The organism is Microvirga solisilvae, assembly GCF_022808595.1.
Classification (GTDB): Bacteria; Pseudomonadota; Alphaproteobacteria; order Rhizobiales; family Beijerinckiaceae; genus Microvirga; species Microvirga solisilvae.
In genome coordinates, this window is the sequence record NZ_JAKUCN010000004.1 from 13,977 (window position 1) to 29,186 (window position 15,210).

Genomic DNA, 15,210 nt, shown 5'->3' on the forward strand with positions numbered 1-15,210 from the left:
GCCAGGCGTGCCGATCGGCACGCCTGGCTTCTTTCAAAGGAAACGCCATGAAGATCACTTTTGCTCTGGCTGCTGCCGGGGCTTGCTTGATCGGGTTCTTTCCCATGGTCGCCGAGGCAGCCGATGCCAGGGCCGGTCGACAGAAAATCACCACGTGCCAAGCCTGTCATGGCCTGGACGGGCTTTCGAAGAACCCCGAAGCCCCAAACCTCGCGGGGCAGATCCAGGGTTATCTCGTAAAGGCGCTGACGGAATACAAATCCGGCGCACGGCAGAACGAGACTATGAACATTGTAGCAAAAGACCTGTCAGAACAGGATATGGCCGATATTGCGGCCTATTATTCCTCCATTCAGGTCGACGTTCTGCCTCCTTGAGCGGGGGATTGAAGCTGGCCGCCCTTTCTTCGGAGGGCTGGCTTCGCTATTGTCCTGCCTCCTGAAACGGCTAGGAGCAGGCGATGGTGGACATCGCAACCAGGGTCTATAACCACACCTGGAAAATCGACCCGATCGTCCGGTCGGTGCTGGATACGGACTTCTACAAGCTCCTGATGGCGCAGACGATCTTTCGCCGCCATCGGGATGTGCAGGTCACTTTCGGTATTCACAACCGTACAACACGGATCCCGCTGGCCGACATCATCGATGCAGGCGAGTTGCGCGAGCAGCTCGATCATGTGCGCAGCCTCTCCCTGACCCGCGGTGAGTCCACTTGGCTGCGCGGCAATACCTTCTACGGCAAGCGGCAGATGTTCTCGCCGGAATTCATGGACTGGCTCGAGACCTTCCGCTTTCCGGAGTATCTGCTTGAGAAGGAAGACGGCCAGTATGTGCTGACTTTCCATGGACCGTGGATCGAGACCACCATGTGGGAAATCCCGGCGCTTGCGATCCTCAACGAGCTGCGTTCACGCGGCGTCCTGAGAGGCATGGGCAAGTTCGAGCTGCAGGTGCTCTATGCCCGCGCCATGACACGCGTGTGGGAGAAGATCGAGCGCCTGAGAAAGCTGCCGGGTCTCTCCATTTCCGATTTCGGCACGCGCCGCCGCCACGGCTTCTTGTGGCAGGATTGGTGCGTGCAGGCGATGATCGAAGGAATGGGATCGTCCTTCCTTGGTACGTCCAATTGCCTCATCGCCATGCGTCGGGAGGTCGAAGCCGTAGGCACGAACGCCCACGAGCTTCCGATGGTCTATGCGGCACTCACCGACAGCGATGAGGAATTGGCGAAGGCCCCCTACAACGTGCTCGCCGATTGGCAGCAGGATTACGAAGGCAATTTGCGCGTTATCCTGCCCGATACCTACGGCACGACGAATTTCCTGCGGAACGCGCCTGATTGGGTTGCGTCCTGGACTGGTATTCGCATCGATTCAAAGGATCCGATCGAGGGCGGTGAGGAAGCCATTGCCTGGTGGCAGCAGCGGGGACAGAATCCGAAGGACAAGCTCGCGATCTTCTCAGATGGCCTCGACGTTGATGTGATCGAGCGCATCCATCAGCATTTCAGCGGGCGCATGCGCATCGGCTATGGCTGGGGCACGCTGCTGACGAACGATTTCCGCGGGCTTGCTCCCAATGGTGGGCTCGATCCGATCTCCATCGTCTGCAAGGTCATCTCGGCCGATGGTCGTCCAACAGTGAAGCTCTCCGATAATCCGACGAAGGCTCTCGGGCCGGAGGCTGAGATCGAGCGTTACAAGCGAGTGTTTCATGTAGGGGCGCAAACGGCGCAGCCGGTTGTGGTGTGAGGCCATGAAAATCGATCTGAACTGCGATATGGGCGAAGGCTTTGGTCCCTGGCCCATGGGTGATGACGAGGCAATGCTCGATATCGTGTCGTCAGCGAATATCGCTTGCGGCTTTCATGCGGGCGACCCGTCCATCATGTTCCGCACGGCAGAGACGGCGAAGCGCAAGGGCGTGGCGATCGGCGCACATCCCGGCTTCAACGATCTTCACGGTTTCGGACGGCGTGTCATCCGCGGTGACAGTCCTGCCGAGATCGAGCGCATGGTGGCTTACCAGATCGGCGCCATGCAGGCTATTGCCGCGCTAGCCGGCCATCAGGTCACTTATGTGAAGGCGCACGGGTCGCTCAACAATATGGCGAACGAGGACGAGAGCCTCGCGCTCGCCATCGCTCGCGCCATCAAGGGTGTCGATGCAAGACTCATCAACATGTGCATGCCGGGCCTCCTGATGGAGAAGGCATCGGAGCAAATCGGTGTCCGGGTCGCGCGTGAGTTCTTCGCCGACCGCACCTATGAGGATGATGGCACGCTGACGTCACGCAAGAAGCCGGGTTCCGTTCTGCACGATGCCGATGCCGCAGCCGAGCGCGTGCTGCGCACGCTCCAGGATAAAGCGGTCCTCACCACATCGGGCAAGCGTATTCCCATCGAGATCGACACGATCTGTGTCCACGGCGATGAGCCGAGCGCGGTTGCCATGGCACGCACGATCCGCGCCAAACTCGAAGCGAATGGAATCGAGATCGCACCGTTCTCAGGGACGTAAAGCTACAGTGAGTATCAGCTCTTTGGAACCAGACGCAGCGTTGGCATCCCTGCTTCTGGACGCTGCGAACGCGATGTCGCCAACGCGTTTGCGCTGAAGGACCGAGTGAGGAATGATTTGAGGGCGGCCAGCGTCTCGTCGGGGGCCTCCTCGGCAAGATAGTGGCCGCAATCGATCCCGTGACCTTCCACATGATCTGCCCATTCGCGCCAGACGGATAACACGTCATACCAGCGCTCCAGGCCATTCCTTAAGCCCCAGAGCGCCTGCACTGGGCACATAATGCGATTTCCAGCCTTCTTGTCGGCTTCATCCAACTGCATATCGATGGTTGCGCCGGCGCGGTAATCCTCGCACATGGCATGGATGGTCTCAGGATCGGTGTAGCAGCGCCTGTACTCAGCGAGTGCATCCGCATCGAACATCGTGCGCCCGCGCCGCAGATAGAACGTGTCGGGGTCGGCTGAGATCAACGTTTCCGGGATCGGGTTCGGTTGCGCCAGAAAGAACCAGTGCCAGTAGCCCATGGCGAAAGCCATATCCGTGCGCACGAAATGCTCGTAGGTCGGCAGGATGTCCAGAACGGAAAGTGCTACGATCAGTGACGGGTGATCAAGCGCCATCCGATAGGCGCAACGACCGCCGCGATCATGGCCGATTACGGCGAAACGTTCGAAGCCGAGAGCCTGCATGACCTCGACCATGTCGCGCGCCATGGCACGTTTGGAATAGGGCGCATGATCCGCATTTGTCGGCGGCTTGGAGCTGTCGCCATAACCCCGCAGATCCGCGCAGACAACGGTGTAGTCCTCGGCCAAATGTGGCGCTACGCGGTGCCACATCGCGTGTGTCTGCGGATGCCCGTGCAGAAGCAGGACGGGTGGTCCTTCGCCTGCATGGCGAAGGTTGATAAGGGCCTCGGATGTCTCGATCCGGCGATGTGTGAAGTTCTCGAACATGAGTCGAAGTGTCTTACACTTTCACGGCCTATTCCAGTGCGGCGAAAGCAGGCGAGACAGGTTTGCTAGGCATAGTCCTGTCCCGCCCGCCATGAGAGGGCTACCAGGATCGACGTTCGCCGTTGTCGATGTGGATGATGCCATTTCGATAGATCTTGAGGCCTCCGACTTCCGGGCGTGCTCGCAGATAGGCGAGCACTCCGCGTGCGCGCGCCCTGACACGAAAGTCCATGGCGCGGCAGGAAAGATGCAGGGAATGGCGGGCCCCGCCTGCCCGCCAGTTGCGACTGCTGCTGCGATGCGTGGATTCGACGCTGACGGGCCCGAACTTGCTGGCAACATCAGCCACGACCTCCCGGAGATCACCCGGCAGGCAATTGGTCGGCGCGCTCTCGCGCAGGGTGATTGTGCCTTTCGCGACCAGAGATGCAAAGCCTGAGAGCGTCCGACTTCCGAGGTTGCCGGCATCCGGCAGGCTGCCGGTGCTGGCGGGGTCTGTGATCCGGTCATTCGAGGGGAGGCTGGAATATTCGGCTGTGGGAACGGCCTTATGGAGGGATTTAACTTTCGGAAGAGGTTTCGGGGCGGGATTGGCGGCAGGTGAAGAGTCCGGTTTGGGATCGGAGATTGGAATTGGAATGACGATCCCGATTGGTGCCGTCATTGGGCTTTGGGCATGAGCGACTTGGGCTGACAGTCCGGCAAGGCATGCGCCGGCCACGAAGCCAAGCCAAGGTGCGCGACGAACTTTGAATTCGGTGCTCATCGGGTTCTCCCCGTTTTGAGCCCCCACAAGGGAACGCCGTATGGGTGGTCCTCCCGCAACGGCAATAATGTTATTGGCCAGTAAACTGGCAGTTGCGTTTACCGCTTAGTCGCAAGTACCTATGCCGTAGCCTAGATGATGCAAGAGAGGCGTCAGAATTTTCCATAACTCAAAAGAGTTATCGTTTATGAGATCCTTATTTTAAAAGGATTTTAGCCTGTGAAAAATTTATTACTTTAACGTAATATAATTATTACTTAAACGTAACGTATTACGTTCCATGCGCTCTTGTCGACATTCCCGGCCATACACATATCATGTTGCGAGCCGTAACATCGGCGACTGGAGATTGGAATGCCCGCTGTCCGTAGCGACCTGTTCGATGCCATCAAAACCGCCGGCCCAAGCCGAGAGGATTCTCTTGCGCGCGTCGCCCTCGTGGCAAAGCTGATGGACAGCGCTTTCCTCATTCCAGGCTTGAACCGCCGGGTCGGCCTCGATGCCGTCCTCGGCCTCATCCCAGGCGTTGGCGATGCTCTATCTGCAGCACTCGCCAGCTACATCATTTGGGAAGCGCGCCAGCTTGGTCTGCCGCGCTGGAAGATCGCGCGCATGGTCGCGAATGTCGCTGTAGACACGGCGATCGGCGCTATTCCGCTGGCCGGCGATGTGTTCGACGTGTTCTTTAAATCCAATCAGCGCAATCTGCGCATCATTCACGAGCATCTCGGCACGCCCAAGCGCGGACCCATGGAAATCGACGGCACAGCAGTGCGCATCGACGAGCGCTGATCATGAGAAAGCTACTTTGGATTCTCGCCTGGACGGGCGTCGCGATCTGGTCGCTCTTCGCGTGGGGTGCTTATGGTTTGCTCGATTTGTTCGGAGGCCTCGCCGTTCGCAACGCCGATATCGTGACAGATCATCCTGAAACGGTGGAATGGCTGTCCTGGGCACTCGCGACGTTGCGAAGTTTAGGACTGGGCGCCATCGTGTTCGTTTGGGCCTCGGTATCTTTGGTCATCCTCGCCGTTGCGGCCCTGCTCGGACGGGTTCTCTCACCTTCGCGTCAGGCCCACCAGAACAGCCAGTGGCGTGATTTCCCTGAAAGGGCAGGCGGTCCCGATACCAATCTGCCACATCTCAGAACGCCGCCGCGTCAAATCGAGCGACGTTGAGAAACGAGGCAAGAAGAGAAAAGCGCGGTCATGAACCGCGCTTTTTCTTTTTACCGATGAGTGGAGATGAACTGCTTGAAGCGTTCCGATTTCGGAGCGCCGAACACCTCTGCGGGCGGTCCTTCCTCTTCCACCACACCCTTGTGCAGGAACACCACGCGGTTCGACACGTCGCGGGCAAAGCCCATCTCGTGCGTTACGACCAGCATGGTGCGGCCTTCTTCCGCGAGTGAGCGCATCACACGCAGCACTTCGCCCACAAGTTCAGGGTCGAGGGCAGAGGTCGGCTCGTCGAAGAGCATCACGTCAGGGCGCATGGCCAGCGCGCGCGCGATCGCCGCGCGCTGCTGCTGGCCGCCGGACAGGTGAGAAGGATATTGGTTGCGCTTGTCGGCGATGCCGACCTTCGCGAGCAGTTCTTCCGCTTCGGCGATGCACTCCGCTTTCGGACGCTTCTGCACATGGACAGGCGCTTCGATAACGTTCTCCAGGATCGTCATGTGAGACCAGAGATTGAAGCTCTGGAACACCATGGCGACACGAGACCGTATACGGTCGACCTGATGCTGATCCTCCGGCATCATGCCCTTGCGGCTTTTCTTCAGCCTGATCGTCTCGCCTCCGATGGTGATATCGCCGCCATCGGGCACCTCGAGCATGTTGATGCAGCGAAGCATGGTCGACTTGCCGGAGCCGGAGGCGCCAAGGATCGAGATCACGTCACCCTCGTTGGCGCTCAAGGAAACGCCCTTGAGAACTTCGAGCGGGCCGAAGTTTTTGCGCAGATTGCTGATCGAAACAGCAGGAACGGTCTGAGAAGACAAAGGCAAAACTCCGTTAGACATGCGCAGCCTCCAGGCGCGGCTCGATGGCCGGCGGGCGGCGAAGATGAGGCGAGAGCCACCATTCGATGGCCATGATGATGCGCGTGATGATGAAGTTCATGACGAGATAGATCACACCGGCGACAACGAAGACTTCAACGGCGCGGAAGGTTTGAGAGATCATCTTCGCGGCAAGTCCCGTAACTTCCATCATGGTGATGACGGAAGCGAGCGATGTGGCCTTCACCATCAGAATGATCTCGCTGCCATAGGCAGGAAGCGCCTGGCGCACGGCGATCGGGAAGATGATGCGGCGGAAGAGTAGGAAGCCCGACATGCCACAAGCGCGCGCGGCCTCGACCTGATGGTGAGGAACGGCTTGCAGACCACCGCGAATGATCTCGCTGCCATAGGCCGCTGTGTTCATGGTCAGAGCAAGAACCGCACACCAGTAAGGTTCACGGAAAAAGCCCCAAAGGCCGAGAGCATCCAGTGTCGGACGGAACTGGCCGAGGCCGTAATAGATCAGGAAGATCTGCACGAGCAGAGGCGTTCCGCGAAATACGAAGACATAAGCCTGCGCCGGCCAGTCGAGCACCTTGATGTTCGACATGCGCATGAGCGCGAGCAGCATCGCGAAGATCGCGCCGAACGCGATCGACGTGAAGGCGAGGTTGAGCGTGAGCGGAACGCCGGCGATGAGACGCAGGAACGCTTCCTGCATGAAGGCGAAATCCATCAGGAAGCCCTCCGCATGCCGCGCAGCGAATAGGTTTCCGCACGCTGGAAGAAATAGGTCGAAACAACGGTGATTACGAGATAGAGCATCGCTGCCGTGATGTAGAAATCGAAGGGGCGGCGCGTGGACCCTGCCGCGACCTGCGACTGGCGCAGCAATTCGACCAAGCCCGTGACCGAGATCAGTGCGGATTCTTTCAGTACCAGCTGCCAGGTATTGCCGAGGCCTGGAATTGCATAGCGCAGGACCTGTGGCGCGATGATGCGCCGGAACATCAGCCAGCGATGCATGCCGACCGAGCGCGCGGCTTCCAATTCGCCGCGGCTTACCACCTGATAGGCACCGCGGAACACTTCCGCCTGATAGGCGCCTGAGACGATGCCGATGGCCATGGCGCCCGAGGCGAAGGCCGGCACGCCGATGAAGCCATCCGCTCCGAAAAGGCTGCCGATGGCGCCGAGCGCCGCGCTGCCACCGAAATAGAACAGGTAGATCACGAGAAGATCGGGAATGCCGCGCAGGATGGTGGTGTAGCCGTCAGCCAGCCAGCGCACCGGCGCATTGCCACCGATCTTTCCCCAGGCCACGAAGGTTCCGACAATGGCGCCCGCGAGGAAGCCGCAGGTGGCGACCGCAATCGTCATGCCCGTTGCCGTGAGAAGAGCCCATCCCCAGCCATTGGGGCCGAACCCGACGAGTTCGAAATAGCTCAATTGTTGCACGCTTTAACTTTCTTGACTATGCGCGCTCTCTAAAGCGGAAAGCGGGCCGTTTCCTCATATTATTCACCCGGCTTTGCCGGTGTCTGCTCCCCAGAACAGCAGGGCCATGCCGGGGAGCGGTATTTTTTTCGCTCTCTTGTCAGGTTTGCGGCGTCATGTCGATCTTGAACCACTTCTGGGTGAGCTTTTGCACCGTTCCATCGGTGATGGCGGCCTGAATGGCCTGATCGAACATGGTCTTGAGTTCGGCATCGTCCTTGCGAAGGCCGACCGCCACGCCCCGCCCGAGAACGTCGCCGCTGATCGCACCGCCGACGATCTCCATGTCCTTGAATTCGGGCTTCTCAGTGGAGGCCTTCAGGGAGGAATGCGCCGCGAAGATCGCGTCCAGACGGCCTGCGGCAAGGTCGAGGTCGTGCTGCTCGGTGGTCTTGTATTCGCGAATCGTCACCGTGTCCTTCAAGTACTTCTCGAGAAACTGGGCATTGACGGTTGAGCCCTGCGTGCCAACGGTCTTGCCCTTCAGCATCGGCTTCCAGTCCTCGATCATCTTCTTGGCGGCATCGGGATCCTTGTCGAGGCTCAGGCGCTGGCCCTGGCCTGCGAGCTTCTCGAGGGGAGAGCCTTTGAGAACGCCCCAGCCATGCGGGCCGGAGGCATAGGGGCGCGAGAAGTTGATAGTCTCCAGCCGCTTCTCCGTGATGTTCATGCCAGCCATGATGGCATCGTATTTCTTGGCATTGAGCGCCGGGATGATGCCGTCCCAATCCTGGGACACGATCTCGCATTTCACCTTCATGCGTGCGCACAGGTCGTTGGCGAGGTCGATCTCGAATCCTTCGAGCTTGCCGCCGGCGCCTGTGAAGTTCCACGGTGCATAGGCGCCTTCGGTCGCGATCTTGATGGTCTTCTCTTGAGCCGAAGCCACACCCACGGAAAGTGTGGTGGCCAGCAGGGTGAGACCCAGTGCCTTGAGTATCCTCATCGTCGTTCCCCTGGTCAGCTTTAACTGATCCTTTTACCCCCTGGCAGGCCACGACAGCTCGCCAGGCGATCTCTCAAGGTAACAGCCAAAAGCGAAGCCGGCGCAAGGCCTAATCCTGCCGAATCAACGGGCTGGATTGGCGTTTTCGGTCGCAGTTGATCCGTTTTCATACAAAAAAGGCGCGGCCTGAGCCGCGCCTTGATGAAGATAGGAAGGATCAGCCTTTCGGCGAGATGTCGATCTTGAACCACTTCTCAGACAGCTTCTTCACGGTACCGTCCTGGACGGCAGCCTGGATGGCGTCATCGAAAGCCTTCTTCAGCTCGGTGTCTTCCTTGCGCAGGCCGATGCCGACGCCTTCGCCGAGCAAGCCGCCGCTCATGGCGGGGCCGACGAGAACGTAATCCTTGCTGAACTCGGGCTTCTCGAGCGTGCCGATGAGCGCCGTGGAATCCGCCAGAACCGCGTCAATGCGGCCGGCGGCGAGGTCGAGGTCATGGGCCTCGGTGGTCTTGTACTCGCGGATCTCGGCGGCGCCCTTGTAGTACTTGTCGGCGAAGTTCGCGTGAATGGTCGAGCCCTGGACGCCGATGGACTTGCCCTTCAGGAGAGGCTTCACAGCCTCGATAGCCTTCTCTGCGGCTTCCTTCTGCGTGGCGAGGTTGAAGGTCTGGCCCGTGCCCGGCATCTTGGCGAGCGGCGAAGACTTGGCAACGAGGAAACCGTTGGGGCCGCTGGCATAGGGAAGGGAGAAGTTGATGGTCTTCTTGCGCTCGTCGGTGATGCTCATGCCGGCGACGATGGCGTCGTACTTCTTGGCCGTCAGAGCGGGAATGATGCCGTCCCAATCCTGAGCCACGATCTCGCACTTGGCCTTCATGCGGTTGCAAAGCTCGTTGGCGATATCGACGTCGAAGCCTTCGAGCTTGCCGCCAGCGCCCGTGAAGTTCCACGGAGCGTAAGCGCCTTCAGTCGCGATCTTGATGGTCTTCTGCTGGGCCGAAGCTCCGCCAACAGCGAGAGCCGTACCAATAATGGCCAGGCCAACAGTTTTAGCGATTGTCATAGTCGTTCCCTTGTTTTTGAGGCTCGGATACACCTTGAGCCTGTTGCTCGCAGCCTTCTTGAGGCCGCTCCGGAAGGAAGTAACGGCCAATCTCAGAAAAAAGGCAAGGGGCGCTTGAGGGGCCTTGCACAAGAGCCGGTCTGCAGGGCTAAGTCCAAGGTAGAGCTTGCCAAATCGCGCCCGAGCAGAGGCGGCTTAAAAAGGAAAAGGCGCGGCTGGCGCCGCGCCCTTCCGGTTGGAGATCAGCTCCGGGGTGTGATGTCGACCTTGAACCACTTCAGGGCCAGGGTCTTGAGCGTGCCGTCCTTGATGGCGCCCTGAATGGCTTCGTTGAAAGCCTTCTTCAGCTCCTGGTCTTCCTTGCGCAGACCAACGCCGACGCCCAGGCCGAGCATGCCGCCCGTGACGGAGGGGCCGACGAGAACGTAATCCTTGCTGAACTCGGGCTTTTCAAGGGTGCCGATGATGCTGGTGGCATCGCCAAGAACCACGTCGACACGGCCGGCGGCGAGGTCGAGGTCATGGGCCTCGGTGGACTTGTACTCACGGATATCGACCGTACCTTTCAGATACTTGTCGGCATAAGCGGAGTGGATGGTCGATCCTTGAACGCCAAGCGTCTTGCCTTTCAGCAGCGCCTTGGTTGCCTCGATGGCCTTCTCGGCGGCAGCCTGCTGCGTGCCGAGGTTATACGACTCGCCCGTGCCGGGCATCTTGGCGAGCGGCGAAGACTTGGGAACGAGGAAGCCGTTTGGTGAATCACCGTATGGGCCTGCGAAATCGATGGTCTTCTTGCGCTCGTCGGTGATGCTCATGCCGGCCATGATGGCGTCGTACTTCTTTGCGGTGAGCGCGGGAATAATGCCGTCCCAATCCTGTGCCACGATCTCGCAGGTCACTTTCATGCGGGCGCAGAGATCCTTGGCCAGTTCGATCTCGAAGCCGTCGAGCTTTCCATCCGGTGTTGTGAAGTTATAGGGAGCATAAGCTCCTTCGGTCGCAATCTTGATGGTCTTCTGCTGAGCGACCGCGCTCCCGGTCACGAGGGCCGAGCCGAGGAGGGCCAAGCCGAGGGTCTTTGCGAAATTCATAGCCATTCCCTTGAATGCGGCCCGTGCTTTTGCCGGGCCTTATTGCCTGCTGCCATGAGGCTGCAGGCAACTATGTTTCGCGGAATGGCAGAAAGGCAAGAGGGTTACACCACCTTCAGGCGGATATCTCCCAAGCCTTCGATGGATCCCACCATCGTTTGGCCTTTCGTGACGGCGCCAACCCCTTCGGGCGTACCCGCAAAGATCACGTCACCGGGCGCAAGCTCGAAATAAGAGGAGAGATAGGCGATCTGCTCGGCAACCGACCAGATCATGTCCGACAGGTCGGCCTTCTGCTTCACGGTGCCGTCGACGGACAGCGAGATCGCTCCCTTGGCAGGATGCCCGACTTTCGATGCCGGATGGATCGGGCCCAGAGGGCCTGAAAAATCGGCCGCTTTGCCGAGCTCCCAGGAGCGGCGCAGCTGCTTGGCCTCGTCCTGGAGATCGCGGCGGGTCATGTCGAGGCCGATTGCATAGCCGAACACATGGTCGAGCGCCTGGGCCACGGGGATGTCCTTGCCGCCCTTGGCGAGAGTGACCACCAGCTCGATCTCGAAGTGATAGTTCTGGGTCTTCGGCGGGTAGGGGTGATCGATCGTCTGGCCTTCCGGCACGACCTGCAGGGCGTCGGCTGGTTTCATGAAGAAGAACGGCGGCTCGCGGGTCGGATCGCCCCCCATCTCGCGGGCGTGGGCGGCATAGTTGCGGCCTACGCAATAGACACGCCTGACCGGGAAAAGATCGCTGGAGCCGGCAATCGGGAGCGCCGTGACGGGGGGAGTGGGAATCGCATAGGCCATGAGGGTTTTCTGGCTTTCCTGATGAAGAGGCAGAGAGGTCTTTCCTCTACCTACACCTTGCGGTTTCCACGACAAGACGTCATGAACGAAGCCTCCACATGAGGAATGGCAATGACCGCATATGGCAGCATCGGCACGGCTCTTGTCCAGGTTCTGACGAACAGGCTCGGCGAGGCCTATGTGCTGACGGCCGCCGGCGACATCGAAGGTCACATCACCGAGGCGCGCGGCCTTTACCGTGGCGAGGCCCTAGCCGTGGTCAGACCTAAGAATCGTGACGAAGTTGCGTTCGTGCTGAAAGAGTGCGCGAAGGCCGGTGTGCCTGTCGTACCGCAGGGCGGTAATACCGGGCTCGTCGGCGGCGGTGTGCCCTATGGCGGTGTAGTGCTCTCGCTCGCGCGCCTCGACAAGGTGCGCGAGATCGATCCGATCAATGCCACGATCACGGTTGAGGCTGGCTGTATTCTGAAAGCGGTGCAGGATGCGGCAAACGACGCGGGTTATCTTTTTCCTTTGTCGCTGGCATCCGAAGGATCGTGCCGCATCGGCGGGAATCTGGCCACCAATGCAGGCGGCACTGCCGTTCTGCGCTACGGCAACATGCGCGATCTGACGCTCGGTCTAGAAGTTGTGCTCGCGGACGGCCGTGTCTGGGATGGTCTCAAAGGCCTGCGCAAGGACAACACCGGTTACGATTTGAAGGATCTGTTCATCGGATCAGAAGGCACACTCGGAATCATCACAGCGGCGGTACTCAAGCTCTTCCCGAAGCCGTATTCGCGCGTCACGGCCTTCATCGGCTGCTCCTCTCCCTATGATGCGCTCAAGGTGTTCCAGCGCCTGCGGGAAGCGACAGGCGATCAGCTCACCGCATTCGAGTATGTGCCCGAGTTCGGAATTGAGATTGTGCTCAAGCACATGCCGGGCTCGATCCGCCCACTCGCCGAGAAGCACAATTCATATGCCTTGATTGAGCTCTCCTCGCCGCAGAAGGATGCGGATCTGCAGGGTCAGCTCGAAGCCGTACTAGGCGAGGCTTTCGAGGAAGGTCTGGTGCAGGATGCCGTCATTGGTTCAAGCGAGGCGCAGAGCCAGGCGTTGTGGGGCTTGCGCGAACATCTCTCCGAGGTGCAGCGAATGGAAGGCGGCTCCATCAAGCACGATGTGGCGGTGCCGGTCTCGCGCGTGGCCGAGTTCATCGATATCGCGACGAAGGCCTGCGAGACTGAGATGCCGGGCGTGCGCGTCTGTGCCTTCGGTCACTTCGGTGATGGGAACATTCACTTCAATCTCACTCAACCTGTCGGCATGGACAAGGCTGCGTATCTCAGTGAGTGGGAACGCTTCAACCGGATCGTGCATGACATCGTCCATGGCGTGAACGGATCGATCTCCGCTGAGCATGGCGTCGGCCTTATCAAGCGCGATGAGCTAGTGCTCTATAAGGATGCGGTCGCGCTCGATCTCATGCGCAGCCTCAAGCGTGCCCTCGATCCTCAGAACATCCTCAATCCAGGCAAGGTTGTCTCCATCGGAGACAATGCGCCTGCGGCTCTGCCAAAATAAGGTCTGTCATGAAAAGCATCGATCTTCTCACCTTCGGCGAACCTTTGATGGAATTTGCGGAGGTGCAGCGCAATGGCGAGCGCCTCTACCTGCCGGGCTTTGGAGGCGATGTGTCCAACACCGCCGTTGCGGCCGCACGCCAGGGTGCGAAGGCTGCGATCTTCACGGCTCTTGGCCGCGATTTCTTCGGGCAGGATTTTCTCGATCTCTGGCATCGTGAAGGAATCGACTGCTCTTCCGTCATCCTGCGCAAGGATGGTCGCACCGGTGCCTATTTCATCAGCTATGGTGCAGAGGGGCATGTTTTCTCCTATGCCCGCGCCGGTTCGGCGGCGAGCCTGATCACTGTCGATGAGCTGCCTCTGGTCCAGATCGCCTCTGCGCGTATCCTGCACGCATCGGGCATTACGCAGGCCATTTCGGAAAGTTGCACCGATGCTGTCTTCGTAGCCATTCAGCATGCTAAGGCAAATGGCACGGTGGTGAGCTACGACACGAATCTTCGCCTGAAGCTCTGGCCGCTGGAGCGCGCCCGCGCCATCATTCATGGCGCGTCCGCCCTATCGGATATCCTGCTGCCAGGCCTAGACGATGCGCGACAGCTCACCGGACTGGAACGGCCTGAAGATGTCTGCGCTTTCTATCTCAATCTCGGTTGCGGCGTAGTAGCTCTGACCATGGGCAAGAACGGCACGATGGTCGCCACGAAGGAGAGGCTGGACGTAATCGCCGCAAAGCCGGTCGAGGCTATTGATGCGACAGGTGCAGGCGATACGTTTGACGGCGCCTTCCTCGCCGAGTGGCTCGTGCATCGCGATCCGTTCCGCGCAGCGGCCTATGCCAATGCGGCTGCAGCTTTGTCCACTCTGGGTCACGGTGCTGTTGCACCCATTCCACAACGCGCCAAGGTCGAGGGCTTTCTTCAGGGTGCATGAAAACGGCGGGCTCGAATGGCCCGCCGTTAAAGTTCTCACATCAGCAAGATCGCTTAGCGGCGACGGCTTGCCGTGCCGCCCGGAAGGCGGCGGGTTTCTGCAAGGTGATGCTCGATATGCGGCACTACGGAAGCCGCGAACTGGCGCAGGGACGGATCGCCCCCGGACTGAGCATAGCTGGCGTGCAGGTTCAAGGCCTCCTGGTGCGCTGCACGCTGATACTGACCGTAGAGACGATCGAATTGCGTGCCGGACGTGGAGGCGAGCTGGTTCAGCATAGCCATCTTTTCAGGACTGAGCGGCATGGCGACGCGAACCTGGCTCACGGAGCCAGTGGCCTGCACATCGGTCGCTGTTCCCGCTGCTGCACCGGTGGTTGCTCCGACGCCCGCACCCACGGCTGCGCCCACGGGGCCGCCAACCAACGCGCCGACACCAGCACCAGCCAGGGCGCCCGTGGCCGTGCCGCCAGCAGTGCCGGGAGCTGCAGTGGCTGCTGCTCCTGCGGTGGTGCCGGCAGCCGCACCGACGCCGGCGCCTACGGCTGCGCCAACGGGACCACCGATGAGAGCACCAATTCCTGCGCCGGCAAGCGTGCCGCTCAGCGAACCGGCAATGAACTCACCGGATGCGTTATAGACCGGGCGTCCGCCATTCAGCGCCTGGCTGGTCATGCCGTGATCGCGGATCATCTCGGTTGCGAAGCGGCGAACATTGGCGTTGCGCGAACGCTCGAGAGCAAGCTGGCTCGATGCGATTTCGAAAGCATCGCCCTGGGCCGCCATCATGCGATAGGTTGAGCTATCCATCACCGTTTGAGAGAAAGCGGGAGCAGAGATGGATGCAAGCAGAGCTACAAGAGCAACATGCTTCTTCATGGTGGAACTCCTCTGTGTAAGGCGCAGAACACCGTGCGAAGCCTGTGGGGCTTGCTACGATCATAGGTGGCTGCTGTACCCCCTTCAACGAGGAGCGATCTGAGCGGTTCCAGAAAAGGAAAAGATATCGCTGCCAAGCTCAATTCATGAATTCATGCCAAGCTTGTGGTGCGAGA

General features: G+C 59.8%; 17 protein-coding genes. 7 read left to right on the forward strand and 10 right to left on the reverse strand.

Annotation, left to right across the window (positions count from 1 at the left end; all coding sequences use genetic code 11):
• Positions 1 to 47: 47 nt before the first annotated feature.
• The 3 genes from MJ639_RS09750 (at position 48) to MJ639_RS09760 (ending at position 2,522) form a co-directional block, all read left to right on the forward strand.
• A complete protein-coding gene (locus tag MJ639_RS09750; protein WP_423790781.1) occupies positions 48 to 377 on the forward strand; it encodes a c-type cytochrome in 330 nt (109 codons plus the stop codon).
• 83 nt (positions 378 to 460) lie between these two features.
• Complete coding sequence (gene pncB / locus MJ639_RS09755) at positions 461 to 1,753, forward strand: nicotinate phosphoribosyltransferase (protein ID WP_243371028.1); 1,293 nt, start codon at positions 461 to 463, stop codon at positions 1,751 to 1,753.
• A 4-nt stretch (positions 1,754 to 1,757) separates the two neighbouring features.
• Positions 1,758 to 2,522 carry a LamB/YcsF family protein gene (locus tag MJ639_RS09760; RefSeq protein ID WP_243371030.1) on the forward strand — a complete coding sequence of 255 codons (765 nt, stop codon included), beginning with the start codon at positions 1,758 to 1,760 and terminating at the stop codon, positions 2,520 to 2,522.
• Positions 2,523 to 2,536: 14 nt separating this feature from the next.
• Here MJ639_RS09760 and MJ639_RS09765 read toward each other — a convergent pair whose 3' ends face one another.
• Together MJ639_RS09765 and MJ639_RS09770 are read right to left on the reverse strand one after the other, a co-directional pair.
• Positions 2,537 to 3,481 carry an alpha/beta fold hydrolase gene (locus MJ639_RS09765; protein ID WP_243371033.1) on the reverse strand — a complete coding sequence of 315 codons (945 nt, stop codon included), beginning with the start codon at positions 3,479 to 3,481 and terminating at the stop codon, positions 2,537 to 2,539.
• A 100-nt stretch (positions 3,482 to 3,581) separates the two neighbouring features.
• On the reverse strand, positions 3,582 to 4,247 hold the full coding sequence (locus tag MJ639_RS09770) for a YcbK family protein (RefSeq protein WP_243371035.1): 666 nt from the start codon (positions 4,245 to 4,247) through the stop codon (positions 3,582 to 3,584).
• A gap of 354 nt (positions 4,248 to 4,601) precedes the next feature.
• Here MJ639_RS09770 and MJ639_RS09775 point away from each other — a divergent pair, with 354 nt between their 5' ends.
• Both MJ639_RS09775 and MJ639_RS09780 read left to right on the forward strand, forming a co-directional pair.
• Positions 4,602 to 5,039, forward strand: a complete 438-nt coding sequence (locus MJ639_RS09775) for a DUF4112 domain-containing protein (protein ID WP_243371037.1) — start codon at positions 4,602 to 4,604, stop codon at positions 5,037 to 5,039.
• A 2-nt stretch (positions 5,040 to 5,041) separates the two neighbouring features.
• Complete coding sequence (locus MJ639_RS09780; protein WP_243371039.1) at positions 5,042 to 5,425, forward strand: hypothetical protein; 384 nt, start codon at positions 5,042 to 5,044, stop codon at positions 5,423 to 5,425.
• Between the two features lie 50 nt (positions 5,426 to 5,475).
• Here MJ639_RS09780 and MJ639_RS09785 read toward each other — a convergent pair whose 3' ends face one another.
• The 7 genes from MJ639_RS09785 to MJ639_RS09815 all read right to left on the reverse strand — a co-directional run bounded on the left by MJ639_RS09785 (position 5,476) and on the right by MJ639_RS09815 (position 11,655).
• Entirely contained in the window at positions 5,476 to 6,270 is a 795-nt protein-coding gene (locus MJ639_RS09785) for an ABC transporter ATP-binding protein (RefSeq protein WP_243371041.1), read from the reverse strand.
• A complete protein-coding gene (locus tag MJ639_RS09790; RefSeq protein WP_243371043.1) occupies positions 6,263 to 6,988 on the reverse strand; it encodes an ABC transporter permease in 726 nt (241 codons plus the stop codon). The genes MJ639_RS09785 and MJ639_RS09790 overlap by 8 nt, the downstream gene beginning before the upstream one ends.
• The gene (locus tag MJ639_RS09795) at positions 6,988 to 7,710 is read right to left on the reverse strand and encodes an ABC transporter permease (RefSeq protein WP_341482647.1); all 723 of its coding nucleotides are present in this window, start codon (positions 7,708 to 7,710) and stop codon (positions 6,988 to 6,990) included. The genes MJ639_RS09790 and MJ639_RS09795 overlap by 1 nt, the downstream gene beginning before the upstream one ends.
• A gap of 139 nt (positions 7,711 to 7,849) precedes the next feature.
• Positions 7,850 to 8,695 carry a lysine/arginine/ornithine ABC transporter substrate-binding protein gene (locus MJ639_RS09800; protein ID WP_243371045.1) on the reverse strand — a complete coding sequence of 282 codons (846 nt, stop codon included), beginning with the start codon at positions 8,693 to 8,695 and terminating at the stop codon, positions 7,850 to 7,852.
• A gap of 217 nt (positions 8,696 to 8,912) precedes the next feature.
• Positions 8,913 to 9,761 (reverse strand): lysine/arginine/ornithine ABC transporter substrate-binding protein, encoded by an 849-nt coding sequence (locus tag MJ639_RS09805; protein WP_243371047.1) that lies wholly within the window; start codon positions 9,759 to 9,761, stop codon positions 8,913 to 8,915.
• 242 nt (positions 9,762 to 10,003) lie between these two features.
• Positions 10,004 to 10,852, reverse strand: coding sequence for a lysine/arginine/ornithine ABC transporter substrate-binding protein (locus tag MJ639_RS09810; RefSeq protein WP_243371049.1), 849 nt, complete (start codon positions 10,850 to 10,852; stop codon positions 10,004 to 10,006).
• 104 nt (positions 10,853 to 10,956) lie between these two features.
• Positions 10,957 to 11,655: a fumarylacetoacetate hydrolase family protein gene (locus tag MJ639_RS09815; protein ID WP_243371051.1), complete on the reverse strand. Its 699-nt coding sequence runs from the start codon at positions 11,653 to 11,655 to the stop codon at positions 10,957 to 10,959.
• A gap of 111 nt (positions 11,656 to 11,766) precedes the next feature.
• Between MJ639_RS09815 and MJ639_RS09820 the strand changes: the two genes are divergently transcribed.
• Both MJ639_RS09820 and MJ639_RS09825 read left to right on the forward strand, forming a co-directional pair.
• Positions 11,767 to 13,221, forward strand: coding sequence for an FAD-binding oxidoreductase (locus MJ639_RS09820; protein ID WP_243371053.1), 1,455 nt, complete (start codon positions 11,767 to 11,769; stop codon positions 13,219 to 13,221).
• 8 nt (positions 13,222 to 13,229) lie between these two features.
• Positions 13,230 to 14,156, forward strand: coding sequence for a sugar kinase (locus tag MJ639_RS09825; RefSeq protein WP_243371055.1), 927 nt, complete (start codon positions 13,230 to 13,232; stop codon positions 14,154 to 14,156).
• 53 nt (positions 14,157 to 14,209) lie between these two features.
• Here MJ639_RS09825 and MJ639_RS09830 read toward each other — a convergent pair whose 3' ends face one another.
• Positions 14,210 to 15,034 carry a DUF4142 domain-containing protein gene (locus tag MJ639_RS09830; protein WP_243371057.1) on the reverse strand — a complete coding sequence of 275 codons (825 nt, stop codon included), beginning with the start codon at positions 15,032 to 15,034 and terminating at the stop codon, positions 14,210 to 14,212.
• Positions 15,035 to 15,210: the final 176 nt, after the last annotated feature.